This window comes from Nonomuraea sp. NPDC003214, assembly GCF_053590035.1.
Window position 1 is genome coordinate 603,366 of sequence record NZ_JBSFSX010000004.1, and the last position, 24,776, is coordinate 628,141.

Genomic DNA, 24,776 nt, shown 5'->3' on the forward strand with positions numbered 1-24,776 from the left:
CTCACCTTTCGAGGACGACGGCCAGGCCCTGGCCGACGCCGATGCAGAGGGTGGCCAGGCCGGTGCCCGATCCGGCGGCGGCCAACCGGTGGGCGACGGCGCCGGTGACGCGGGCGCCGGAGGCGCCGAGGGGGTGGCCGAGGGCGATCGCGCCGCCGGAGGGGTTGACGATCGCCGGGTCGAGGTCCGGCATGAGCGCGAGGCAGCCGAGCGCCTGGGCGGCGAACGCCTCGTTCAGCTCGGCGGTGGCCAGGTCGCCGGCGTCCTTGCCGGCCTTGGCCAGGGCCCGGCGGCTCGCCTCGACGGGGCCGAGGCCGAACAGGCGGGGTTCGAGCGCGCTGGCGGCGGTGGCGGTGATGCGGGCGAGCGGTTCGCGGCCGCGCAGCCCGTTCTCGTCGGTGAGCAGCAGGGCCGCCGCGCCGTCGCTGAGCGGCGAGGAGTTGCCGGCGGTGACGGTGCCGCCCGCGCGGAAGGCGGGCTTGAGCCGGGCCAGGGCCTCGGGCGAGGTGTCGTCGCGGATGCCCTCGTCGCGGTCGAGCCCGGCGATCGGCACGATCTCCCGTTCGAACGACGCCGCGGCGGCCTTGCGGTGGCTGGCCAGCGCGAACGCGTCCTGTTCGGCCCGGCCGATGCCCTGCTGATCGGCGATGAGCTCGGCGCCCTCGCCGAGCGGGACGGTGTGCTCGGCGGGCATCGCGGGGTTGACCAGCCGCCAGCCGAGCGTGGTCGACACGAGCTCCTGCGGCCCGGCGGGGAAGGCCCGCTCGGGCTTGGGCAGCACCCAGGGGGCGCGGGTCATCGACTCGACGCCGCCCGCGATCACGGCGGAGGCGTCGCCGAGGGCGATCATCCGGTACGCCTGGATGACGGCCTCCATGCCGGAGCCGCACAGCCGGTTGACGGTCACGCCGGGCGTGGTCACCGGGAGCCCGGCCAGCAGCGCGGCCATCCGGGCGACGTTGCGGTTCTCCTCGCCGGCGCCGTTGGCGTTGCCGAGCACCACCTCGTCGGCGCTCTCCTGCCCGGTCCGCTCGGCCAGCGCCCTGACGGCGTGCGCCGCCAGGTCGTCGGGGCGGATCCCGGACAGCGCGCCGCCGTAGCGCCCGAACGGCGTGCGGACGGCGTCCACCACGTAGACGGTCCTCATACGCTCACCTCCGCGTCCGTACGGTCCAGCAGTTCGGCCACGCTCACGCCCGGCGCGGTCTCCACCAGGGCCAGCCCGTCGCCGGTGACGTCGAGGACGCCCAGGTCGGTGATGATCCGGTGCACGCAGCGGCTGCCGGTCAGCGGCAGCGAGCACTCGGTGACGATCTTCGGCGAGCCGTCCTTGGCCGTGTGGTCCATGATGACGACGACCCTGCGGGCGCCGTGCACCAGGTCCATCGCCCCGCCCATGCCCTTGACGAGCCTGCCGGGCACCATCCAGTTGGCCAGGTCGCCGCGGGCCGACACCTGCATGGCGCCGAGGACGGCCACGTCGATGTGGCCGCCGCGGATCATGCCGAACGACAGCGAGGAGTCGAAGAACGACGCGCCGGGCCGCACGGTGACCGTCTCCTTGCCCGCGTTGATCAGGTCGGGGTCGACGGCGTCGGGCGCGGGGTAGGGGCCGACGCCGAGGACGCCGTTCTCCGAGTGCAGGACCACGTCGACGTCCGGCGGCAGGAAGGACGGGATGCGGGTGGGCAGCCCGATGCCGAGGTTGACGTAGTCGCCGTCGCGCAGCTCGGCCGCCGCGCGGGCGACCATCTCGTCCCGGCTCCAGCTCATGAGGTGACCGTCCGCTTCTCGATGCCCTTGTCGGCGGCCTGTTCGGGGGTGAGGGGCACGACCCGCTGGACGAAGACGCCCGGCAGGTGCACCTCGTCGGGGTCGAGCTCGGTGAGCTCCTCGACCTCGGCGATCGTGACGCGGCCGGCCATCGCGGCCAGCGGGTTGAAGTTGCGCGCGGACTTGGCGAACACCAGGTTGCCGTGCCGGTCGCCCTTGGCCGCGCGCACCAGCGCGTAGTCGGTGGTGATCGCGCGTTCGAGCACGTACGGGACGCCGTCGAACTCGCGGACCTCCTTGGGCGGCGAGGCGACGGCCACCGACCCGTCGGGGGCGTGGCGCAGCGGCAGGCCGCCGTCGGCGACGGGGGTGCCGACGCCGGCGGGCGTGTAGAAGGCGGGGATGCCGGCGCCGCCCGCGCGCAGCCGCTCGGCGAGGCTGCCCTGCGGGGTCAGCTCGACCTCCAGCTCGCCGCCCAGGTACTGGCGGGCGAACTCCTTGTTGTCGCCGATGTAGGAGGCGGTGACGCGGGCGATGCGGCGGGCCGCGAGCAGCAGGCCGAGCCCGCCGCCGTCGACGCCGCAGTTGTTGGACACGACGCTGACGCCGCTCACGCCGCGGTCGTAGAGGGCCTGGATCAGCACGCTGGGGATGCCGCTGAGGCCGAAGCCGCCGACGGCGAACGACGCGCCGTCGCGCACGTCGGCCAGCGCCTCCTCGGCCGTGGCGATCACCTTGTCTCTCCGCACGGGACTCCGTTCGGGTGTTCGCTAGATGAACTTAAGTTCACTATCGTGGACGAGTATGCGCACCCGGGGGCGTTCCTGTCAAAGTGCCTCCAACGATCGAGGAGTGGTGGATGGAACCGGCTGGAACCCTGGAACGCGGGCTCGCCGTGCTGCGCGTGCTGGCCGCCGAGCCGAGGCGGACCCGCGCCACCGACCTGGTGCGCGTCACCGGCCTGGCCCGCTCCACGGTCGACCGGGTGCTGTCCACGCTGGCCCGCCTCGGCTACGTGCGGATGGAGGAGCGCGACGTGCTGCTCGCGCCGCCGCTGATGGAGCTGGGGGAGGCGTACCTGACGGCGAGCGGCCTGCCCGCCGCGCTCGGCCCGCACGCCGAGCGGCTGGCCGGCGAGCTGGAGGAGTCGGTGTCGCTGTCGGTGCGCGACGGCGACGGGGTGCGCTTCGTCGGGCAGCACACCCGGCGGCGCACGATGTCGGTCGCCTTCCGGGTGGGCGACCTGCTGCCCGCCGGGCGCTGCGCCGCCGGGCTGGTCTTCCTCGACCCCCGCGCGCCGTACACGGTGGACGACCAGCTCATCGAGCCGGGGCTGATCGCGGTCGCGATGCCCGTGCGCGGCCCCGGCGGCCCCGGCGGCGACGTGGCGTGCGCGCTCAGCGTCGTCAGCCACACCAGCAGGCACACCGCCGCCGGGCTGGCCGAGCACGCGCTGCCGAGCATGCGGGCGACGGTGGCGCGGATGGAGGCGGCGCTGGCGGAGCCGGCCGGGCCGGCCAGTCCGCCGCCCGCCGGTCCGCCGCCGGGCGCCGCCGATCCGACGCGCGCGGTCAAGGGCGAGCTGGGCGCCGGCTACCTGCAGTCGCTGGCGCGCGGGCTGGCCGTGCTGGCCGCGTTCGGGACGGGGCCCGGCGGGCTGAGCCTGGCCGCCGTCGCCAAGATCACCGGCCTGCCCCGCGCCACCGCCCGCCGCGCGCTGCTCACGCTCGAACGGCTCGGCTACGTGGCCGAGCGCGAGGGCCGCTTCACGCCGCTGCCGAAGGTGCTGGAGCTGGGCTACGCGCACCTGTCCGGCCGCACGCTGGGCGAGATCGTCCAGCCGCACCTGGCCGACCTGGTCGCGCGCGTGCGCCAGTCGGCGTCCGTCGCGGTGCTGTCGGGCGACGACGTCCTGTACGTGGCGCGCGTGCCCACGGTGAGCATCATGAGCGTCGACATCACCGTCGGCACCCGCTTCCCCGCCTACGCGACCTCGATGGGCCGGGTGCTGCTGGCCGGGCTGCCGGAGGAGCGCCTGGCCGCGATCGCGCCGCCCCGCCGGCTGACCCGGCACACCGTCGCCTCGCCCGGGGAGCTGGCCGAGGCGGTGCGCCGGGCGGCCAAGGACGGCTACGCCCTCGTCGACCAGGAGCTGGAGGAGGGCGTGCGGTCGATCGCGGTGCCGGTGCGCGGGCGGGACGGCCGGGTCGTCGCGGCCGTCAACGTCGCCACCCACGCCAGCCGCGCCACCCCCGCCGACCTGGTCCGCGACCTGCTGCCCGCGCTCACCGAGGCGGCCGCCAGGATGGAGGCCGACCTGGCCCACGTGCAGGCGCCCTCGTCCTGGCGCTGAACGGGCGGGGTTGTACCGCCGCACCGGTCCCTCTATAGTCTGGCTGACACTATCGGCCAATTGCCGAAACTTTCGTCGGGGGACGGGATCGAGGAGCCCCCATGCGCCGCGTGATCGCCGCCCTCCTGTGCCTGCTGATCGGCCTGCTGCCCCTGCCCGCCCTGGCCGCGGAGACCGCGTACGGCTTCGAGGACGGCACCGCCCAGGGCTGGCAGCCGCGCGGCGACGGCGTCACCGTCACCGCGACCGGCGCCGCCGCGCACACCGGAACCGCCGCCCTGCACGTCGCCGGCCGCACCCAGAACTGGCACGGCGCCTCGCTGCCCGACCCGTTCGAGCAAGGCGTCCTCCACACGGTCACCGCCTACGCCCGGCTGGTGAGCGGCGGCCCCGCCACCGTGTCGCTGACCGTCCAGCGCACGCCCTCGGGCGGCGAGACCACGTACGAGACCGTGGCGTCGGCCACCGTCACCGGCGACGGCTGGACGCTCCTGTCCGGCGCCTACACCCTGCCCCCGTCCTCCAGCGGCGTGCAGCTGTACGCCGAGAGCGCCGACGCGGGCGCCGCCTTCTACCTCGACGACATCACGCTCACCGCGCTGACCGACCCGGCCCGCACGCCGATCAGCACCGGCTTCGAGGACGGCACCACCCAGGGCTGGGCCTCCCGGGGCGGCGCCACCCTGACGGCCACCGCCGAGGCCGCCCACGCCGGGACCCGCGGCCTGGCCGTCACCGGCAGGTCCGCCTCCTGGGACGGCCCCGCCATCGACGTGCACGGCAGGATGGCCAAGGGCGACAAGTACGCCCTGTCCGTATGGGTGCGCGGCACCGGCAAGCTCGGCCTGTCGATCGAGCGGCGCGCCGGCGACGCCGTCAGCTACGAGCGGATCGTCGCGCCCGCCGACGCGGGCAAGTGGACCCGCCTCCAGGGCACCTACACGCTCGCCCACGACGCCGACTTCCTCAGCGTGTACGTCGAGTCCGCCGACGGCGCCGACCCCTTCCACCTGGACGACTTCACGCTGGCCTACGTCGAGCCCAAGCCGATCGAGACCGGCATCCCCGCCCTGAAGGACGCCGTGCCCTTCACCCTGGGCACCGCCTTCGGCCCGGCCGAGACCTACGGCGAGCACGCCAAGCTCCTCACCAGGCACTTCAACGGCCTCACCCCCGGCAACGACCTCAAATGGGACGCCCTGCAGCCCGCCGAAGGACAGTTCGCCTTCGCCCAGGCCGACGCCCTCGTCGACTTCGCCGCCGCGCGCGGCATGACCGTGCGGGGCCACACGCTGGCCTGGCACAGCCAGACGCCCGCCTGGGTGTTCGAGGGCGCCGACAAGGCGACGCTGCTGGCCCGGCTGGAGACCCACGTGCGCACCGTGGTCGGCCGCTACAAGGGCAGGATCGCCGCCTGGGACGTCGTCAACGAGGTCGTCGACGAGAACCGGCCCGACGGCCTGCGCCGCTCGCCCTGGTCCGAGATCGCCGGGCTGGACTTCATCAGGACCGCCTTCCGCGTCGCCCGCGAGACCGACCCGGACGCCAAGCTGTTCATCAACGACTACAACACCGAGTTCCCGCGCAAGCGCGAAGCCCTCTACGACCTGGTCAAGCGGCTGCGCGCCGAAGGGGTGCCGATCGACGGCGTCGGCCACCAGCTCCACCTCAACATCGAGCAGCCGCCCGCCTCCCACGTCGAGGACACGATCGAGCGCTTCGCCGGCCTGGGCGTCGACCAGCACGTCACCGAGCTCGACGTGAGCGTCTACACCGACTTCGTCTCCTCCTACGACCCGATCCCGCCCGAGCTGCTGGTCGCGCAGGGCCACCGCTACAAGGAGCTGTTCGACGTGTTCCGGCGCCAGGCCGGCCGGCTCGGCTCGGTGACGGTCTGGGGCAAGTCCGACGACGTGAGCTGGCTGCGCTCGTTCCCCATCACCCGGCCGAACGCGCCGCTGCCCTTCGACGACGACCTGCAGGCCAAGCCCGCCTACTGGGGCATCGCCGACCCGTCGAAGCTCCCCCCGCTCGTCCGGAGCCTGGAGGCGCCCGCCGCCGAGCCCCGGGTCGACGGGATGCGGGAGCTCGCCTGGGACCTGCTGCCCGACACGCCCGTCGCCCGCGTCGGCGACGTCTCGGCCGGCTGGCAGGCCCGCTCGTCCGAGCGCGGCCTGTACGTGCTCGCCGAGGTGGAGGACGCCTCCCGCGACCGCTCCGACCGGGTGACGTTCACGCTGGGCGGCACCCCGTACACCGTCTGGCGGGACGGGCGGCACGGCGGCGGCTTCCGCGCGGCGGCCCGGCCCACCCGCGACGGCTACCGCGTCGAGGCGCTGCTGCCCTCACGCGCCACCGACATCGAGGTCGAGGCCGGCGAGGCCGTGTGGACGGGCAGGCTGACGTTCACCCCGCCGGTCGGGCACACGACGGCGGCGCGCGGCGAGCCCGTGGTCGACGGCGTCGTGGACGCCGCCTGGGCGCGGGCGCCGCGCGTGCGCACCGCCACCCGGACCGAGGGGGCGACGGGCGCGCAGGCGCTGGTGCGCTCGCTGTGGCACGGCGACACGCTGTACGTGCTCGCCGAGGTGAGCGACGCCGAGCTGAGCGAGCAGCCGCCCGACCCGTGGGCGCAGGACTCCGTCGAGATCTTCGTCGACCCGGGCAACAACAAGACCAAGGGTTACGACGATGACGACGGCCAGTATCGGATCAGCTTCACCGGCAGGCAGACGGTCGGTGGCACGTTCGACGCCTTCGCCGTCAAGGACAACCTGACCGGCGCGGCCCGGACCGTGCCCGGCGGCTACGTCGTCGAGGCGGCGATCAGGCTGCCCACGGTGACGTTGCGCAAGGGCACGCTGCTCGGCTTCGACGTCCAGGTCAACGACGCCACGGGCGCCGTCAGGACCGGGGCCGCCACCTGGAACGACGCCACCGGGCGCGGCTACGTGGACACCAGCCACTGGGGGGTGCTGCGCCTGACCCGGTAACGAATCTACTTTGTAAAGGCGCCGGGCCGGTTCAGCCGGGGTGACGCCGGATCAGCAGCATCGCGGCGTCGTCGAGCAGCGGCCCGCCGGTGTGCTCGATCAGATCGCCGCGCAGCGCGTCGAGCGCGGCCTGCGGGTCGGGCGCGGTCAGCAGCCCGGCGGCCCGCTCGGTCAGCGGGTAGAACGCGCCGCCGTGGTCGCGCGCCTCCACGACCCCGTCGGTGAACAGCAGGATCTGGTCGCCCTCGCCGAACGGCACCCGGTACGGCTTGGGCCGGTCGGCCGCCAGCGAGCCGAGGCCCAGCGGCAGCCCGTCCTGCGGCGGCTCGGCCACGGTGATGCGGCCGCCGCCCAGCAGCAGCGGCGCCGGGTGGCCGCAGTTGAGCAGCGAGATCTCCGCCTCGTGCACCTCGGCGAGGATCGCGGTGACGAACATCTCGCCGCTCAGGTGGCGGGCCAGGCTCGCCTCCAGCCGTTCGCCGACGCCGGCCAGCTCGGCCTCGTCGTAGGCGGCCTCGCGGAAGGCGCCCAGCACCCAGGCGGCCGTCTCCACCGCGCTGAGCCCTTTGCCCTGCACGTCGCCGATGAGCAGCCGCACGCCGTGCGGGGTCGTCACCACCTCGTACAGGTCGCCGCCGATGCGCGCCTCGGCCGCCGCCGAGGTGTAGGACAGCGCCACCCGCAGGTCGGCGGCGCGGCGCGGCACCGGCCGCAGCAGCACCCGCTGCGCGGCCTCGGCCACCATGCGCACGTTGGCCAGCTCCCGCTCGCGGCGCAGCCGCAGGTGGCTGGCGAGCATGCTGGCCGCGGTGACGCCGACGATGGTGGCGACGGTGATCGGGTTCTGCCGTTTGAACAGCAGGTCGTTGTAGAGCGACAGCAGCACGCAGATGACGAGCGCGACGGCGCCCACCATCGCGGTGCGGCGCACGCTGCCCGACACCGAGGCGAACGTCGGCCCCAGGGTGAGCAGCGGCAGGAAGCCCAGCGACGGGCCGGCCAGCACGTCGATCACGGCGACGGCCAGCATCACCGCGAACGGCAGCCGGCGCAGCACGCGCTGCGAGGTCTCGTTCGGAGCAGGCTGCACAACCCTCCCACCCGCCGCGTTGGGTTATCGGCCATAGAAACATCAATAGTTAACAAGATTCAAGCATTTCCGGGCGTGCCGCGTGCCCGGAAATGCCGCGCCGCGCCGCGTACAGGGAGAATCCCGTACGCGACGCGGGGGGCCGGCGGAGGGTCAGCCGGCGCGTGTCAGCGCGTTTCGCGGGTCTGGCGGCACGGCACGCAGTGCCGGGTGAGCGGCCGGATCTTCAGCCGCTCGAACGGGATCGACGTGCCGCACCCGTCGCACCGGCCGTAGGAGCGGTCGGCGAGCCGGTCCAGCGTGGCGTGGATGCCGGCGATGGTCCGCTCGGTGGCGGCCAGGTCGGCGAGCACGCTCTGGCGGGAGCCGTCGTCGGTGCCGGTGCTCTCCACCAGCTCCCGCAGTTCGTCGAGGCGGGAGGTGCGCCACATCAGCTGCGCGCGCAGGTCCTGGGCGATGGCCTGGACCTGGACGTCACTGAGCGTGCTGTTGTCTGTCATGGGTGTCCCTTGAGTGTGTGGAGGTCGCCGCCGCAGGTCGCGCAGTACGGCTCCTGAGGCGACCGCAGCAGAGCCTCGAACGGGATGAAGGCGCTGCACCGCCGGCAGGTGCCGTACAGGCCGCGATCCATCCGCTCGATCGCGGCCTCGAGGGCGGCGACCGTCCGGGCACGCGGCCCTTCGACGGCGCGGGCGGTGGCGAGCCGTTGCTCCAGCAGTTCGCGGAGCTCTTCGAGGCGAGCCAGGTGCTGGGTGTAGTCCTGCATGAGTGTCTGCAATGAAGCCATGAGGCGTCGCTCCTAGCCAGAGATATGCCGACGGCTCCCCTGCGCCGCCCGGCTCACGGACCTGGCGAGGGGAGGGAGAGGACCTCTAGGCGGGCGGCGGGCTGCGCGACCCGGCGGCGCGATGGCCGGGCTGCTGGGGACCTCGGATGGCGGCCGACCCCGACTGCGGCCACACCAGGGCCGGCGTCTCGGGCGTCTCGGCGCGGTGACGGTCGGGCCACGGGCGCGGCAGATGCTCGGCCCTGACGGGCGGCTGCGGCGGCGTGGCCAGCTCCGACACCTCCGCGCCCGCGGGCATGACGCCGGTGACGACGTCGTGCTGCGAGGGCGTGGCGCCGGCCCACGTGGGGGTGGCGGCGACGACCAGGATGGCGAGCAGCACGACGTGCACCGCCGCTTTGAACGCGGCGGAGACACGGGTGGTGCTCCAGGTCGCCATGAGGCCGACCATAGCCCACTTTCCTGGGAAGGGCACCGGCCCGGCCCGCGCCTTCCCTCTCCTGGTGCCGGTTCAGGCTACGGTGTGAGGGCCACCATCACAGGAGAGGAGAGTGCCGTGCGGTCCAGACTGCCCGCTGCGCTGCTCCTGCTGCTGTCGTGGTTCCTGCCGGCGACCGGCCACGCCCAGCTCACGATCGCCGCCGCGGCCGACCCGGCCGCGGTCTCCGCTGGTCAGGCGGCCGTCGCGGGCGAGCCGGGGCAGGCTGAGGGGCCGAGCGAGGGTCAGCACGGCGCCCGTCGTTCGCCTTACCAGCCGCCGACCGCCTACTCCTGGACGGCCTCCTACGATGCGACGGGCGGTCAGGGCCCGGTCGTCCTGCCCGCCGACGCGCAGGCGCCGGGGCGGCCGCGGGCGGACGTGGTGCGCCGGGCCGGCGGCGCCGAGCCCGTGGTGCTCCTGACGGCCGCCACACCGGCGCGGGCCCCTCCCTCCACAGGGCTGTAGAAGGCTCTTTTCCCGAAATTTTTCAGCCTGTGGAGGCTTCCCATGTCACGTGCGCCCTTGTGGCGTGCGCTGGCGGCACTGGCCGTCATCGCGACCTCGATGGTCCTGGCCATCACCTCAGCGCCGCGCCTGGGGCTCGACCTGCGCGGCGGCACCCAGCTCGTGTTCGAGACGAAGGACGCGGCCACCGTCAAGGCCGACGCCGACGCCACCGACCGCGCGCTGGACGTGCTGCGACGCCGCGCCGACGCGCTCGGCGTCGTCGATCCCACGCTGGTCCGCTCCGGCGAGAAGCGGATCATCGTCGAGCTGCCCGGCCTGCTCGACCCGCAGCAGGCGGCCGACGTCATCGGCCGCACCGCCCAGCTCGCCTTCCACTCGGTGGAGGGCGTCGCCGAGCAGGGCGACAAGGAGGCGCTGCCCGACGAGGGCGGCCAGCTGCTCAAGCTCGGCCCGGTCGCCATCAGCGGCGACGGCGTCACCGACGCGGCCGCGCGCAGCGATCCCCAGCTCGGCCCCGGCTGGTTCGTCACCGTCGACTTCCGTGACGCCGGCGCCTGGCAGAAACTGACCGGGCAGGCGGCCTGCAGCCCGGCGGGCGACCCGAAGCGCCGGGTCGCGATCGTGCTCGACAAGGAGATCATCTCCTCGCCGCAGCTCGACCCGTCGGTGCCGTGCAACATCGGCATCCCCGGCGGATCCACCCAGATCACCGGCTCGTTCACGCACGAGGAGGCCCGTGAGCTGTCGGTGCTGATCAAGGGCGGCGCGCTGCCCGTGCCGCTGGAGCTCGTCGAGCAGCGCACGGTCGGCCCGACGCTCGGCGCCGACGCGATCGAGGCCAGCGCCAAGGCCGCGATCGCGGGTCTCATCATGACGACGCTGTTCATCGTCATCGTCTACCGGCTCGTCGGCCTGCTCGCCGCCATCGCGCTCGCCTGTTACGGCCTGATCTCGTACGCGGCGCTGGTGGCGATGGGCGCCACGTTCACGCTGCCCGGCCTGGCCGGTTTCGTGCTGGCGATCGGCATGGCGGTGGACGCCAACGTGCTCGTGTTCGAGCGCGCCAGGGAGGAGTACGGGCAGGCGCCGCAGCGGGGCCTGAAGTCGGCGCTGGCCCTGGGCTTCAAGAACGCCTGGAGCGCGATCGCCGACTCCAACATCACCACGCTGATCGCCGCCGGGCTGCTGTTCTGGCTGGCGTCGGGCCCGGTCAAGGGGTTCGGCGTGACGCTCGGCATCGGTGTGCTGGCCTCGCTGGTGTCGGCCATGCTCATCACCCGGGTGCTCACCCAGCTCGTCATCGGCCGGGTCAAGCCGCGCGTGTCGGGCCTGGGCTCCATCGGCCGGGTCCGCACCTGGCTCACCGAGCGCAACCCGCAGGTCATGGCCGGCAGGAAGCTGTGGCTGGCGATCGCCGGCGGCCTCGCCGTGGTGGCGCTGGCCGGGCTGTTCGCCCGCGGGCTGAACTTCGGCGTGGAGTTCACCGGCGGCCGGGTCGTGGAGTTCGCCACGACCAAGCCGATCGGCGCCGACGCCGCCCGCGAGGCCGTCGCCAAGGCCGGGTTCCCGCAGGCGGTGGTGCAGTCGTCCGGCGACGGCGTCCTCGTCCGCGCCGGGCAGATGGGCATCGCCGACGTGGCCAAGATCGAGGCCGCGCTGGAGGGCCAGGCGGGCGAGGTGTCCAAGCGGCGCGACGAGTTCATCGGGCCGAGCCTTGGCGAGGAGCTGCGCCGCAACGCGCTCATCGCGCTGGCCGTGGCCGTGGCCGCGCAGCTCGCCTACCTGGCGTTCCGCTTCCGCTGGACGTTCGGCACCGCCGCGGTGCTGGCGCTGCTGGTGGACGTGTCGCTGGTGATCGGCCTGTTCGCGTGGATGGGCAAGCCGATCGACGGCGTGTTCCTGGCCGCGATGCTCACCGTCGTCGGCTACTCGGTCAACGACAAGGTGGTGGTCTTCGACCGGGTCAGGGAGCTGTGGGCGGTCAACCGGAAGGCGCCGCTGGCCGACGCGGTCAACGGCGCGATCCTGCAGACGATGCCGCGTACGGTCAACACCGGTATCGGCGCGCTGTTCATCCTGGTGGCGCTGGCCGTGTTCGGCGGCGACTCGCTGCGTGACTTCGCGATCGCGCTGGTGACGGGCGTCATCGTGGGCACGCTGTCGTCGTCGTTCGTGGCCGGCCCGCTGTCGATCATGCTGGCCCGGTTCGACCGCAAGCCGCCGCCCGAGCCGGCCAAGCCGCGCAAGGCCCGCACGCGCGAGGGCACCGGCGCCGTGCTGTAACGCCAGGGCTGTCAATAAATGTTTTGTACGGCGTTGAGCTGCTGAAATGGCTTGGCCGTCAATAATGACATTTTGTGAACAGCCCTTGCGGGGACATGCTCGCCGGTCTGCTGGAGGCCGGGCAGGAGGCGACGCTGGAGCACCTGCCCGGCCTGGTGGACCGGTACGCCCGCCGGGCCGGCATCCGGCAGTGCCTGATCTACCTGGCCGACCTCCAGCAGAACACGCTGCGGCTGCTCGCCGAGAACGGCGGCGTGGCCGGTCCGGGCCCCGACGACAAGCCCCCCGCCGAGCTGCGCATCGACGCCACCTACGGCGGGCGGGCCTTCCAGGAGGTCCGCATCCTGCGCAAGCCCGGCGAAGGGGACCTCGACTGCTGGTGGGTGCCGCTGCTGAACGGCGCCGAGCGGCTGGGCGTGCTGCGCGTCCTGCTCGGCGGCGGTGGCGGGCCCGCCGGGGAGGCCGTCGAGGAGGCCGACGTGCGGGCGCTGTCGGCGATGGTCGCGCTGCTCGTGGTCAGCAAACGCTCCTACAGCGACTGCTACCCCAGGCTGGTGCGCTCACGGCCGATGAACGTGGCCGCCGAGATGCTGTGGCACCTGATGCCGCCGCTGACGTTCGCCAACGCCGAGGTGACGGTCGCCGGGGTGCTCGAGCCCGCCTACGAGATCGGCGGCGACGCCTTCGACTACGCCGTGGCCGACGACGTCGTGCACCTGGCCATCTTCGACGCCATGGGCCACGACGTGGCCGCCGGGCTGGCCGCGAACCTGGCGCTGGCCACCTGCCGCAACCTGCGCCGCCACGGCGCCGACCTGGCCGGCAACGGCGAGGGCATCGAGAACCTGTTGCTGCGCGAGTTCGGGGAGGCCGCCCGGTTCGTCACCGCGATCATGGCCGACTTCGACCTGCGCACCGGCATGCTCACCTGGGTCAACCGCGGCCACCACCCGCCCGTGCTCATCCGGGGCGGACGCTGGGTGACGACGCTGGAGTGCCCGCCCACGCCGCCGCTCGGCCTGGGCCTCGGCCTGCCCGTCACCGTCTGCCGCGAACAGCTCGAACCCGGCGACCGGCTGCTCCTCTACACCGACGGCATCGTCGAGGCGGGCAGCAACCAGGGCGAGGAGTTCGGCGTGGCCCGGTTCGTGGACTTCATCCTGCGGCACTGCGCGGCCCGCCTGCCGGTGCCCGAGACGCTGCGCCGCCTCATCAAGGACGTGCTGGACCACCACGACGGCCAGTTGCAGGACGACGCGACCGTGCTGCTCACCGAGTGGCACGGCCGGGTGGGCACCTGCCCCGTCAAGGGCGAGCCGTGAACGGGCCCAGCATGAACGGGCCCCGCATGGCCGGGGCGGAGGAGGGCAGCGGGGCGGGAATGAAGACCGATGTGGTGTCGTCCTGGCGCGAGCTCGACGACGCGATCGCCGAGGCCAGCAGGCCGCGTGACACCGGGCACGCGCACTCCGCCATGGTCTTCCGCGGCCTGGCCCGCGCCTCGTACACGCACGTGTCGAGCCTGTCGCGGCTGCGCGGCGACTACGCCGCGCTGGAACCGCACCTGGTGCGCAACTTCCGCAAGTACGCCCACCGGCGGCGGCCCGGCCCGGCCGTGTGGGACTGGCTGGCGCTCGGCCAGCACCACGGGCTGCCCACCCGGCTGCTCGACTGGACGTTCTCGCCGCTGGTCGCGCTGCACTTCGCCACCGCCTCCTGGCCGCGGGACGACGCCGTCCTGCTCGGCGTCGACTGCCACGGCGCGCACCGGCTGCTGCCCGAGTCGCTGCGCGCCGAGCTCGACCGGGAGGGCGCGCTGCTGTTCACCACCGAGATGCTGGCCGCCGTCGCGGGCGACCTGCCGAGCTTCGACCGGCTGTCGGGCGAGCCGTTCGTCGCCTTCTTCGAGCCGCCGTCGCTGGACGAACGCGTGGTCAACCAGTCGTCGGTGCTGTCGGTGACGTCCCGGCCCGAGTTCCAGGTGCAGGAGTGGCTGGAGGACCATCCCGAGCTGTGGCGGGCCTGGACGCTCCCGCCGGCGGTCAAGGCGGAGGTCCGCGAACGGCTCGACCAGGCCGGCGTCACCGAACGGGTGCTGCTGCCCGGCCTGGACGGGCTCGCCGCCTGGCTGCGCCGTTACTACACGCCCGGCACCGCCGAGGACGACACCCAGGGCGGCGCCTCCATGTCCGGCGCGGACGCCGACCGGCAGGAAGAGGGCCGGATGGGCGCCTGACGTGCGAAGGCCCGATTTCTGGATAGATGACCCGTCAAACAGTCGAGCGTGGGGGAGTGGTGGCCATGGCGGAGTCGCGGATCGCGGTCGGGGTCGAGGAGGAGTTCCACATCGTCGACACGCGCACGCGGCAACTCGTCTCCCGCTCCGTGCTCCTGCTCGACATGCTGCCCGACGACCGCTTCACCGAGGAGCTGCAACGCTCCACCGTGGAGTCCAACAGCCGGCCCTGCCACGCCCTGGAGGACCTGGCCCGCGACCTCGGCGCGATGCGCCGCACCGCCATCGCCGCCGCCGAGGAGGTCGGCCTCGGCATCGTCGCCGCCGGGAGCGTGCCGCTGGCCGACCTGGACCAGATGAAGATCTCGCCCGAGGCCCGCTACGAGCGCATGCTCGACGACTACCAGGTCCTCACCCGCGAGCAGCTCATCTGCGGCACCCAGGTGCACGCCGAGCTCGCCGACCGCGACCTCGCGATCGCCGTCGCGCACCGGCTCGCGCCCTGGCTGCCGCCGCTGCTCGCGCTCAGCGCCAGCTCCCCGTACTGGCTCGGCGCCGACACCGGCTACGCCAGCTACCGCACGCTCGTGTGGGAACGCTGGCCCACCACCGGGCCGATGGCCCGCTTCGGCTCGGCCGCCGAGTACGAGGAGATGATCGCCGAGCTGATCCGGTCCGGCGTGATCAGCGACGCCGGCATGATCTACTACGACATCCGCCCGTCCGCCCACGTGCCCACCGTCGAGCTGCGCATCTGCGACTCCTGCCCGCGCATCGACGACATCGTGCTGATCGCCGGCCTGTTCCGGGCCCTGGTCGCCAGGGAGCTGGCCGAGATCGGCGACGACGCCGGCCGCGAGGTGCCGCTGGACCCGGTACGCGCCGCGCGCTGGCAGGCCGCCCGCTCCGGCCTCGAGGGCGAGCTCGTCGACCCCGTCGAAGGCGTGCCCGCCCCGGCAGCCGACGTGGTCACCCGCCTGGTCGCCGCGCTGCGCCCGCACCTGGAGGAGGCCGGCGACTGGGAACTCGTCTCCGCCCTGGCCGCCGACGCCCTCGGCCGGGGCGGCTCGGCCCAGCGCCAGCGGCGCGCCTTCGCCCGCCGCGGCTCCCACGCCGACGTCGTCGACCTGCTGCTGGAGGAGACCAGACCCGGAGGCTGGACCACCGGCCGCGGCTACCCGTCGGCGGCCTGAGGTGTGCGGGCTGAGCGGCGAGATCCGCTTCGACGGGCACAAGGCCGACCTCGGCGCCGTCGGCCGCATGACCGAGGCCATGCACGAGCGCGGCCCCGACGGCTCCGGCCTGTGGTCACGCGGCCCGATCGCGCTCGGGCACCGCCGCCTGAAGATCATCGACCTGTCCGAGAAGGCCGCCCAGCCCATGGTCGACGCCGAGCTCGGCCTGGCGGCGGTCTTCAACGGCTGCCTCTACAACTACCGCGAACTGCGCGACGAACTGCGCCGCGCCGGCTACCGGTTCTTCTCCAGCTCCGACACCGAGGTCCTGGTCAAGGCCTACCACCGGTGGGGGCCCGCGTGCGTGGACCGCTTCGCCGGCATGTTCGCCTTCGCCGTCGCCGAGCGCGCCGGCGGCCGGCTCACGCTGGCCCGCGACCGGCTCGGCGTCAAACCGCTCTACCTCGCCGCCGACGGCCGCCGCCTGCGCTTCGCCTCCACGCTGCCCGCCCTGCTCGCCACCGGCGGCGTCGACACCGCCATCGACCGGACCGCGCTGCACCACTACATGACCTTCCACTCGCTGGTGCCCGGCGAGCGCACCATCCTGGCCGGGGTCCGCAAACTCCCGGCGGCCACCGTACGCACCTACGAGGCCGACGGGACCGTCACCGAACGGCGCTACTGGGAGCCCGACCACACGCCGGCCGACCGGCCCCCGCACGCGGGGGAGTGGCGCGAGGCCGTCCTGGAGTCGCTGCGCACCGCCGTGCGGCGGCGGATGGTCGCCGACGTGCCCGTGGGCGTGCTGCTGTCCGGCGGGCTGGACTCCAGCCTCATCGTCGCCCTGCTCGCCGAGGAGGGACAGTCCGGGCTGGCCACGTTCAGCATCGGCTTCGAGTCCGCCGCAGGCGAGAGCGGCGACGAGTTCGCCTACTCCGACCTGGTGGCGCAGCGGTTCGGCACCGACCACCACCGCATCCGCGTGCCCGGCTCCGCGCTGCTGTCCGGGATCGAACGGGCGGTGGCGGCGATGAGCGAGCCCATGGTCAGCCACGACTGCGTCGCCTTCCACCTGCTGTCCGGCGAGGTGTCCCGGCACGTCAAGGTCGTGCAGTCCGGGCAGGGCGCCGACGAGGTGTTCGCCGGCTACGACTGGTTCCCGCCGCTGGCCGGGGTGCCCCGCGAACAGGCGGCGGACACGTACCTGGCCGCCTTCAGGGACCGGCCGCACGACGAGCTGGCGCGCGTCCTCGCGCCCGAGCACCTCGTCGAGCGCGACGTCAGCGGCGAGTTCGTCCGCCGCCACCTGGACCGGCCCGGCGCGGCGACCGCGCTCGACGCGGTGCTGCGCCTGGAGACCACCGCGATGCTCGCCGACGACCCCGTCAAACGCGTCGACAACATGACGATGGCACACGGGCTGGAGGCGCGCACGCCCTTCCTCGACCACGAACTCGTCGAACTCGCCGCCGCCTGCCCCGCCGGGCTCAAACTCGCCGGCGGCGGCAAGGGCGTGCTCAAGGACGCCGCCCGCAAGCTGTTGCCCGCCGAGGTCGTGGACCGGCCCAAGGGGTACTTCCCGGTGCCCGCCGTCCGCCACCCCGACGGGCCGCTCCTCGACCTGCTGCGCGACGCGCTGACCAGCCAGGCGGCGCGCTCACGCGGGCTGTTCCGGCGCGAGTACGTCGACGGGCTGCTCGCCGACCCCGGCCGCGACCGGGCCGCCACCGGCGTCAACACGCTGTGGCAGGTCGGGCTGCTGGAGCTATGGCTGCAAGCGCACGGCATGTGACGCACCTCCCGTGGTCCTGCTGGGCGCCCGCCCCGGCCCCGGACCGCTCGGCGGTCGTCTACGGCAGCGACCGCGACGGCACGCCGCGCGCCTGGATCCGGCCCGCGCGCGGCGAGTCCCGGCCCGTCCCCACCGGCCCCCACCCCGTCGTCGACGTGCACTGGGCGCCGACCGGGGCGCGGCTGGCCGTCCTGCTCGCCCCCGGCGGCGGCGAGCACACCGAGGTCTGGACCGTACGGCCGGACGGCGGCGACCTGCGGCCCCTCGCCGCGCCCCCGGGAGGGTCGGCGGTGTTCATCCGATGGACCGAACGCGGCGAGGACCTGCTGGTCGCCGAGACCCACGCCGGCGGGCGCACCGACGCGGTCATCGTCGACGCCGCCACCGGCGGACGCCAGATCGTCGCCTCCGGCCCGCTGCTGCGGCCCGCCGCCGTCAGCCGCGACCACGCCACCGTCCTGCTGCGGCACGGGCCCCGCGGGGCGCGCCGCATGTCGGTGCGGCACGCGGGGGGCGGTGAGCACGACCTGCTCGCGGGGCTGCCGGGGACGACCGACTACGGCATCCTCGCCCCGGACGGGCACACGGCCTACCTGCTCACCGACGCCGGCCGCGACCGCGCCGCCCTGGTGGCCGTCCACGGCGACGGCCTGTGGCAGGCCTCCGACGAAGGCCCCTGGCGGGGCGCCCTCGGCGGCCCCGATGGTGTACCCGGCGGCGGCCCCGATGGTGGACTCGGTGGTGGCCCCGGTGGCGGCTCTGGCGGTGGTCTCTGGACGGGCTCGGGTGGGGGGCTCCGGCGGGGGCTGGGGGAGCCGGAGGTGCTGGCGGAGCGGGCGGACGCGGAGCTGGACCAGTTCGCGCTCAGCGCCGACGGCCGGCACGCCGTCCTGGTGTGGAACGAGCACGGCCGCTCCCGCCTGGAGCTCCTTGACCCGCGCACCGGCCGCACCGTCCCGCTGCCCGGGCTGCCCGCCGACGTCGTGACCTCCGTCCGCGTCTCCCTGGACGGCGGCGTGGCCGTGCTCGCCGCCGAAGGCCCCGCCCAGCCGTCCCAGGTGTACGCGTGCGACCTGCAGACCGGCGCGTACGAGCACGTCGCGGGCGCCGGACGGCTGCCGGACGCGGTCGAGGCCGAGCCGGTGCGCTTCCCGGCCCGCGACGGCCTCGGCCTGGCCGCCTGGCTGTATCGCCCCGCGCGGGCCCGGGGCGCCGCGCCGTACGTCGTCCACCTGCACGGCGGCCCCGAGGACCAGGAACGGCCCACGTACAATCCGCTCTACCAGCATCTTCTCGCTCACGGCATCGGCGTGTTCGCGCCGAACGTGCGCGGCTCCGGCGGCTACGGGCGCGCCTTCCGCGAGGCCGACGACCGTGAGCGCCGCTTCCGCGCGGTCGACGACGTGGCCGACTGCGTCGCCGAGCTCGTCCGGCTGGGCGCCGCCGACCCGTCCCGGATCGCCTGCATGGGCTGGTCGTACGGCGGCTATCTCACGCTCGCCGCCCTGGTCGCCCATCCCGCGCTGTTCCGCGCCGGGGTCGAGGTGTGCGGCATGGCCGACTTCGCCACCTTCTACGAACGCACCGACCCGTGGGTCGCGGCGGCGGCCGTCCGCGAGTACGGCCATCCCGAGGCCGACCGGGACCTGCTGCGCGCCCTGTCGCCGCTGCGCGCCTTCGACCGGCTGCGCGCCCCGCTCCTGGTCGTGCACGGCCGCCACGACACCAACGTCCCCTTCCACCAGGCCGAACAGGTGCTGGCCGCCGCCGCGGCGCTCGGCCTGCCCTGCGACAGCCTGCTGTTCGACGACGAGGGGCATCACATCCGGCAGGTCGCCAACCGGGTCGCGTTCATCAGCAAGGTCACCGGCTGGCTCGAACACCACCTCCTCGGCTCCTTCGCGGACCGGCCCTGACCGCGTGCGGCAGCTCGTGACACCCCTTCACCTCCGGGAGGACCTGCGCCGCCGGTGCCCGCTGCAAGAGCGCCCCGCAATGAACGAGTGGATCTGTCCGGTCAATGTCCTGGTGAGGGCATCCGGGGTCCGCGAGAGTCGTCCAGGCAAGGATCGTGTCCGGTGAGCCGAGACACGTGACAGACCTGACCGTAGAGGAATCATGACAGCACTTCCAGCCCGGGTTCTGGCCATCGCCGCTCTGCTGACCGGTTCACTGCTGGCCACCGCGAACGCTTCCGCCGCAGCGTCCGCCACCGCGGCCCAGCCGGCTCCGGTGTCGACCTCGATGCTCAAGTCCGGCGACAAGCTGGCCCCGGGGGAGAACCTCTTCTCCGCCAACCGCCGCTACCAGCTGCGCATGCAGCTGGACGGGAACCTGGTCCTGCTGGAGGCCGGTAGGCCGATCTGGCATTCGGCCACCGGACGCAATCCCGGCGCCACCGCGTACATGCAGCGCGACGGCAACCTCGTTGTCAGATCCGCCGCCAAGCTGCCGCTCTGGCATTCCGGCACCCACAGCCTGGGCGCGACCGCGCACGTGCAGAACGACGGCAACTTCACGGTCCGCGCCACCACGGGGAAGGTGCTCTGGGCGCGCCGTTAGCATTCGGTGAGCAGCTGCAGCTCGCGCCGCAGCCGGTCAGCCTGCGCGATCCGGTGCTGGCCTCGGTAGAGCGCCTCGGCCTCACGCCAGGCGGCGCGGGCTTCCGCATGCTGCCCCAGAGCGGCATGCGGGTAGCCCAGCCCGTCCAGGGACTCGGCGGCCTCGTAGTGGTCGCCGAGCTGGCGGCGCAACTCCAGCGCCCGCCGGTAGTGGGAGATCGCGTCGTGGTGCCTGCCGGTGTGATGGTCGATCCAGCCGAGGCTGTCCAGGGTCGCGGCTTCGCCGGCTGGATCGTGGTGGCGCTGATACAACTCCAGGGCGGCCGCGCAGTGCCTGCGGGCCTCGCCGTGGTCGCCCAGGTGGGCCGCATGCCACCCGACCGCGTTCAACGCGGCGGCCTCCCACACCGGCAGGCCGAGACGGCGGAAGAGATCCAGGGCCCGGCCCGCGTAGTGCATGGCCTTGCCGTGGTCGCCTCTGCGCTCCCAGGTGTGGGCGAGCCTGCCCAGGGTCTGGGCCTGCTGACGCAGGTCACCTGCCTGCTCGGCCAGAGTGACGCCGCGGTGCAGCTGTTCGGTCGCCTCCTCCAGCAATCCGAGGTCTCCGTAGGCGCGGCCCAGGTAGCGGTGAGCCGCGACGCCGGCGTCGAGGGGCAGGTGAGCGGCGGCCTCCAGCCCGGTCAGCCACGCATCCAGACGGTCGTGCAGGAGCCCGCGCCTGGCCTGGAAGGTGCCCAGCGCGAATGCCAGGTGCCACACGTGCTCGTGCCGGCCTCGCTCGGCCGCGTCCTGCTGGCTGTCGAGCAGGTTGGCGTACTCGGCGTCGAGCCACTCCATCGCGGCTTCCTCGTCCTCAAGCGGGTACGGCCGGCTCTTGCCCGCGGGCGGGGCGAGCGGCCGGGGCATGTGCGGGTCCAGCAGCCAGTCGGCCTCGTGGGCGGTCCGTACGTAGAAGTCCGCGAGCCGCATCAGCGCCGCGTCTCGCTCGTCCGCTCTCAGCTCGGCCTTCGCGCGCTCGGCGGCGTGCTGCCGGATCAGGTCGTGCATCCGGTACCTGCCCCGCTCGTCGCGCTCCACCAGGGACGCGTGCTCGAGCTCGCGCAGCAGCGTCGTGGTCTCGGCGGTGGCCGACCCGAGTAGGTTCGCGGCGCCGTACGGTGCGAGGTCTGTTCCCGGCGCGAGCGAGAGCAGGGCGAGGGCGTGCGCCTGCGCTTCGGTGAGGCGATCGTAGGACCAGGACAGTACGGCCGGCAGGCTCGTGGCGCGGTCTCCCTCCGCAAATCCGGACAGCCCGGTCTCGCGCAGTTCGGCGACCAGCGCCGTCAGTGAGAGTCCAGGTCTGCCTGCGACGATGCTGAGCGCGAGAGGGAGTCCGCCGCAGCGGGTGAGCAGCTCAGCCACGGCTTCGGGGTCTTCGGCGAGCCGTTCCGCACCGAGTCGTATGACGAGGAGCTCCCGCGCCTCGGCATCGCTGATCATGCGCAAGGCGAGAGGGCGCGCGCCGTATGCGATGAGCAGGCCCGAGAGCCTGCTGCGGCTGGTGACCAGCACGCCGCAGGTGGCGCTGCCGGGCAGGAGCGGCACGACCTGGTCGGTGTCGGCGGCGTTGTCGAGAACGACGAGCATCCGGCGACCGGCGACGAGGCTGCGATACAGCGCGGCTTGGGCGTGCACGTCCGCCGGAAGCTGTTCCGAGGACACACCCAGGGCGCCCAGGAACCCGCGCAGCACCGAAGTGGCCGCCAAGGGCCGGCTGTCCGGGCTGAACCCACGCAGATCGGCGAAGAGTTGCCCGTCCGGAAAGCGATCCAGCCGCTGGTGTGCCCAGTGCAGTGCCAGCCACGTCTTCCCGATCCCGCCCGCGCCCGTCAGCACACAGATCTGCGTGGTGCTCGCGTCCAGTACCGCCAGCTCGTGATCGCGCCCGGTGAAGTATCGCGGCTCTGCGGGAAGCTGGCGCGGGGCGGTGGGTGGTGCGGGCGTGCCCTGGGCGGCAGCGGTGAAGGTGGCGCGCTCCTGCTCGTTCAGCCCGAGTGCGGTGGCGAGCTGAAGGATGGATGCGTTGCGCGGGCGCTGCACGACGTCGCGTTCGAGTCTGCGGATCGTTCGAGCGTCGACGCCTGCCCGCTGAGCGAGCTGCTCCTGGGTGAGCAGAGCGCGTTCGCGCCAGGCCCGCAGAAGTGCTCCTAAGCCCTCCGGACGTTGATCGTCGGGCATCGCACACCTCCCGGTGGACGGAATTTCCTGAATTCGGATCGCTGGTGCTGGCTGGTCCGTGAGATCCGGGCGCAGGGATACCGGGGCAGCGCGAGCCCGGTTGACCGCACCATGTCGCGCGACCTCCGCGGCGACCGTATCCCCGCCCGGATCGGCGCAACTCCCGGTGAACCGCCGCCTCCGATCAGGAGGAGGCGGCGTTCACGTTCCTGGGCTGCGCCTTCCGGGCCGGGAAAGCCCCGACCCGGGACAGGGCGTCGATCTTCTCGGCGCGGACAGGTCCGGGCGCCCTCGACTCAGCTGTGCAGGGCAGGCCGGTAGATGAGCTCTTGGGTCCGGCCGTCGAGTGTCCGGCTCTTGAGCAGTTCGAGGTCGAAGTCGGCCGCGTTCTGGAAGATCGGGGCCGTTCCGGTGCGTCCGGTGATCACCGGGAAGATCGTCACCTGGATGTGGTCCACCAGGCCGGCGGCCATCAGCGCTCGGTTCATGGACAGGCTGCCGTGCGAGCGCAGTGGCACGTCGGACTCTTTCTTGAGCCGGGCGACGACGTCGACGGCGTCGCCGCTCACGAGGGTCGCGTCGGGCCAGGCGAGGGGGCCTTCGAGTGTGGTCGAGATGACCGTTGTCGGCAGGTTCCTCAGCCGGGCGTTCACCGGATCGAGCGCCTCAGGCTCGATGCTCAGGTCCAGGAGCTGCACGGATTCCCGGTAGGTACGGGCCCCGAAGACCATCCGCTGCTCCTCGCCGTACAAGGCGAAGCGGTAGTCCAGGAACTCGGGGCCTTGCTTGCCCCAGTAGCCGCCCCAGTTGCCGTCGCCGCTGTAGGAGCCGTAGCCGTCGAGGGTGGAATAGACGTCCCAGGTGTAGGTCGCGGTCATGATGTTCTCCTTATGTGTGGTTGATCGGGTGTGATTGCCGTAGGTGATCCGTTCGGCAGCTCCGCTCGTCAGATCGACGAGCGCTCATCGCCCGGGGCGGCCGGTGTGGCCGTTTCGGCTGCGGGCAGTGGGGCGGCGTCCGGCGCCGTGTCGCCGCCGTGCGAGTTCCGAACGTGTTTGAACGCCCGCACAGCGAGAACGGCCAAGCCGGCATACATGATGGCGCTGACGACGCCCACCGCGTGCACGCCGGAGGTGAAGGCGTCGCGGACTGTGGCCAGCAGGTCGCCGCTCTGCTCCGCGGGCAGCTCACCAGCCGCGGCGAGCGCGCGGTCAATGCTCTCCCGGGCCGCGTCCGCCACCTCAGGTCGTGCCGTGCCGAGCGCGCCCTCCACGTTGCCCCGGTACACCGCGGTCCCCAGCGTTGCGAGCGTCGCGATGCCGAACCCGATCCCGAACTCTGCGGCCGTCTGGACGATCGACGCCCCCGAACCGGCCTTGTCCGGCGGCACGGCTCCCATGGCGAGGTGGTTGCAGAGCGCGGCCAGCGGAGCTGTGCCGAGCATGACGACACACATCGCGACGAAGATCGTCATCGGGCCGGACGTCGAGTCGGCCAGGGTGAAGACCAGGTAGCCCGCGCCCGCGACGAGAAGGCCGCCCGCGATCAGGTACGCCGGGCGGATGTGGTTCGCCACAGGAGGAGTGGCCAGATTGCCGATGATCATCAGTACGTTGGGCACCAGCAGGAGCAAGCCGGCCGCCAGGGGGGTGAGGCCGGCGACGTTCTGCAGGTACTGCGTGACGAGGAGGAGGGTGCCGGCGCCCACGACGGCGGTGACGAACATCAAGGTCAGAGCTGAGCTGAACGTGCGGTTGCCGAACATGCGCAGATCGAGCAGCGGGTGCGCCAGGCGTCGCTGCCGCTGGACGAACACCAGCCCGACCGCGATGCCGAACACCAGTGTCCCGGCGGGAAACCATTCCCAGCCGTTGCGAGCGAGTTCCTTGAGCCCGTAGACGAACGGCAGGATCGCTGCGAGGGCCAGCACGACGCTGACCGGGTCGAGCTTGCCGGTCTGCGGCGCCTTCTGCTCGGCGAGCAGGGAGGGGCCGAACGCCAGCAGCAGCACGATCCCCGGCACGGACACCAAGAAGACCGAACCCCACCAGAAATGCTCCAGCAGTACGCCACCGACGAGCGGGCCGAGCGTCGCCCCGCCCATGAAACAGGCCAGATAGATGGCCAGAGCGCGGCGGCTCTGCTGCGGGTCGGTGAACATGCCGGTGATCAGGGCCAGCACCGACGGCGTCACCGCGGCGCCCGCCACGCCGAGCAGCGCACGGCTGGCGATGAGCATCTCCGGGCTGGTGGAGAACGCCGCCGCCACAGAGGCGATCCCGAACACCGCGGCGCCGAGGAGCAACAGCTTCCTCCGGCCGATCCGGTCACCGATGGTGCCCATGGTGACCAGCAAGCCCGCGATCATGAGGCCGTAGATGTCCACGATCCACAGCTGCTGGATGCCGCTGGGCGCGAGGTCGGCGGTGAGGCGTGGTACGGCCAGGTACAGCACCGAGAAGTCCATCGTGACGAGGAACGTGGGCACGCTGAGCACGGCGAGCCCAACCCATTCCCGCCACCCGGCTCCGCGTCTCGCATGTCCAGTAGTCACGATTTACTCC

20 protein-coding genes are annotated in these 24,776 nt (G+C 73.2%); 10 read left to right on the top strand and 10 right to left on the bottom strand.

Annotation, left to right across the window (positions count from 1 at the left end):
* Nucleotide 1: 1 nt before the first annotated feature.
* The 3 genes from ACWDXC_RS15065 to ACWDXC_RS15075 are packed head-to-tail and all read right to left on the bottom strand — an operon-like array spanning nucleotide 2 to nucleotide 2,522.
* Nucleotides 2–1,147 carry a thiolase family protein gene (locus ACWDXC_RS15065; protein ID WP_449981771.1) on the bottom strand — a complete coding sequence of 382 codons (1,146 nt, stop codon included), beginning with the start codon at nucleotides 1,145–1,147 and terminating at the stop codon, nucleotides 2–4.
* Nucleotides 1,144–1,773 (bottom strand): CoA transferase subunit B, encoded by a 630-nt coding sequence (locus ACWDXC_RS15070; RefSeq protein WP_357589866.1) that lies wholly within the window; start codon nucleotides 1,771–1,773, stop codon nucleotides 1,144–1,146. The genes ACWDXC_RS15065 and ACWDXC_RS15070 overlap by 4 nt, the downstream gene beginning before the upstream one ends.
* The gene (locus ACWDXC_RS15075; RefSeq protein WP_449981773.1) at nucleotides 1,770–2,522 is read right to left on the bottom strand and encodes a CoA transferase subunit A; all 753 of its coding nucleotides are present in this window, start codon (nucleotides 2,520–2,522) and stop codon (nucleotides 1,770–1,772) included. Before ACWDXC_RS15075 ends, ACWDXC_RS15070 begins: the two co-directional genes overlap by 4 nt.
* Nucleotides 2,523–2,632: 110 nt before the next feature.
* On the opposite strand from ACWDXC_RS15075, the gene ACWDXC_RS15080 reads away from it, so the two are divergent.
* The gene (locus ACWDXC_RS15080; RefSeq protein WP_449981775.1) at nucleotides 2,633–4,126 is read left to right on the top strand and encodes an IclR family transcriptional regulator domain-containing protein; all 1,494 of its coding nucleotides are present in this window, start codon (nucleotides 2,633–2,635) and stop codon (nucleotides 4,124–4,126) included.
* 101 nt (nucleotides 4,127–4,227) lie between these two features.
* Nucleotides 4,228–7,119, top strand: coding sequence for an endo-1,4-beta-xylanase (locus ACWDXC_RS15085; RefSeq protein WP_449981777.1), 2,892 nt, complete (start codon nucleotides 4,228–4,230; stop codon nucleotides 7,117–7,119).
* Between the two features lie 31 nt (nucleotides 7,120–7,150).
* Here the strand turns inward: ACWDXC_RS15085 and ACWDXC_RS15090 are convergent, their stop codons facing one another.
* The 4 genes from ACWDXC_RS15090 to ACWDXC_RS15105 all read right to left on the bottom strand — a co-directional run bounded on the left by ACWDXC_RS15090 (nucleotide 7,151) and on the right by ACWDXC_RS15105 (nucleotide 9,435).
* The gene (locus ACWDXC_RS15090; RefSeq protein ID WP_308126023.1) at nucleotides 7,151–8,209 is read right to left on the bottom strand and encodes a PP2C family protein-serine/threonine phosphatase; all 1,059 of its coding nucleotides are present in this window, start codon (nucleotides 8,207–8,209) and stop codon (nucleotides 7,151–7,153) included.
* Nucleotides 8,210–8,376: 167 nt separating this feature from the next.
* Complete coding sequence (locus ACWDXC_RS15095; RefSeq protein ID WP_219510503.1) at nucleotides 8,377–8,709, bottom strand: TraR/DksA family transcriptional regulator; 333 nt, start codon at nucleotides 8,707–8,709, stop codon at nucleotides 8,377–8,379.
* Nucleotides 8,706–8,996, bottom strand: coding sequence for a hypothetical protein (locus ACWDXC_RS15100; RefSeq protein ID WP_219510504.1), 291 nt, complete (start codon nucleotides 8,994–8,996; stop codon nucleotides 8,706–8,708). The genes ACWDXC_RS15095 and ACWDXC_RS15100 overlap by 4 nt, the downstream gene beginning before the upstream one ends.
* An 85-nt stretch (nucleotides 8,997–9,081) precedes the next feature.
* Nucleotides 9,082–9,435: a hypothetical protein gene (locus ACWDXC_RS15105; RefSeq protein ID WP_219510505.1), complete on the bottom strand. Its 354-nt coding sequence runs from the start codon at nucleotides 9,433–9,435 to the stop codon at nucleotides 9,082–9,084.
* 117 nt (nucleotides 9,436–9,552) lie between these two features.
* On the opposite strand from ACWDXC_RS15105, the gene ACWDXC_RS15110 reads away from it, so the two are divergent.
* The 8 genes from ACWDXC_RS15110 to ACWDXC_RS15145 all read left to right on the top strand — a co-directional run bounded on the left by ACWDXC_RS15110 (nucleotide 9,553) and on the right by ACWDXC_RS15145 (nucleotide 19,996).
* Nucleotides 9,553–9,942 carry a hypothetical protein gene (locus ACWDXC_RS15110; RefSeq protein WP_449981780.1) on the top strand — a complete coding sequence of 130 codons (390 nt, stop codon included), beginning with the start codon at nucleotides 9,553–9,555 and terminating at the stop codon, nucleotides 9,940–9,942.
* A 42-nt stretch (nucleotides 9,943–9,984) separates the two neighbouring features.
* Nucleotides 9,985–12,228 (top strand): protein translocase subunit SecD, encoded by a 2,244-nt coding sequence (gene secD / locus ACWDXC_RS15115; RefSeq protein ID WP_449981782.1) that lies wholly within the window; start codon nucleotides 9,985–9,987, stop codon nucleotides 12,226–12,228.
* 74 nt (nucleotides 12,229–12,302) lie between these two features.
* Nucleotides 12,303–13,550, top strand: coding sequence for a PP2C family protein-serine/threonine phosphatase (locus ACWDXC_RS15120; RefSeq protein ID WP_449981784.1), 1,248 nt, complete (start codon nucleotides 12,303–12,305; stop codon nucleotides 13,548–13,550).
* An 11-nt stretch (nucleotides 13,551–13,561) separates the two neighbouring features.
* Complete coding sequence (locus ACWDXC_RS15125; protein ID WP_449981786.1) at nucleotides 13,562–14,464, top strand: FRG domain-containing protein; 903 nt, start codon at nucleotides 13,562–13,564, stop codon at nucleotides 14,462–14,464.
* 26 nt (nucleotides 14,465–14,490) lie between these two features.
* Nucleotides 14,491–15,657 carry a carboxylate-amine ligase gene (locus ACWDXC_RS15130; RefSeq protein WP_449981788.1) on the top strand — a complete coding sequence of 389 codons (1,167 nt, stop codon included), beginning with the start codon at nucleotides 14,491–14,493 and terminating at the stop codon, nucleotides 15,655–15,657.
* A gap of 1 nt (nucleotide 15,658) precedes the next feature.
* On the top strand, nucleotides 15,659–17,434 hold the full coding sequence (locus tag ACWDXC_RS15135) for an N-acetylglutaminylglutamine amidotransferase (RefSeq protein ID WP_449981790.1): 1,776 nt from the start codon (nucleotides 15,659–15,661) through the stop codon (nucleotides 17,432–17,434).
* Nucleotides 17,431–19,350 (top strand): alpha/beta fold hydrolase, encoded by a 1,920-nt coding sequence (locus ACWDXC_RS15140; RefSeq protein WP_449981792.1) that lies wholly within the window; start codon nucleotides 17,431–17,433, stop codon nucleotides 19,348–19,350. The genes ACWDXC_RS15135 and ACWDXC_RS15140 overlap by 4 nt, the downstream gene beginning before the upstream one ends.
* Before the next feature lie 202 nt (nucleotides 19,351–19,552).
* A complete protein-coding gene (locus tag ACWDXC_RS15145) occupies nucleotides 19,553–19,996 on the top strand; it encodes a hypothetical protein (RefSeq protein WP_449981794.1) in 444 nt (147 codons plus the stop codon).
* On the opposite strand, the gene ACWDXC_RS15150 is transcribed toward ACWDXC_RS15145, so the two are convergent.
* From ACWDXC_RS15150 to ACWDXC_RS15160, 3 genes are all read right to left on the bottom strand, one after another.
* The gene (locus tag ACWDXC_RS15150) at nucleotides 19,993–22,212 is read right to left on the bottom strand and encodes an ATP-binding protein (protein ID WP_449981796.1); all 2,220 of its coding nucleotides are present in this window, start codon (nucleotides 22,210–22,212) and stop codon (nucleotides 19,993–19,995) included. The genes ACWDXC_RS15145 and ACWDXC_RS15150 overlap by 4 nt on opposite strands.
* 296 nt (nucleotides 22,213–22,508) lie before the next feature.
* The gene (locus ACWDXC_RS15155; RefSeq protein WP_449981798.1) at nucleotides 22,509–23,090 is read right to left on the bottom strand and encodes a dihydrofolate reductase family protein; all 582 of its coding nucleotides are present in this window, start codon (nucleotides 23,088–23,090) and stop codon (nucleotides 22,509–22,511) included.
* Between the two features lie 68 nt (nucleotides 23,091–23,158).
* A complete protein-coding gene (locus tag ACWDXC_RS15160; RefSeq protein ID WP_449981800.1) occupies nucleotides 23,159–24,700 on the bottom strand; it encodes an MFS transporter in 1,542 nt (513 codons plus the stop codon).
* Between the last annotated feature and the right edge of the window lie 76 nt (nucleotides 24,701–24,776).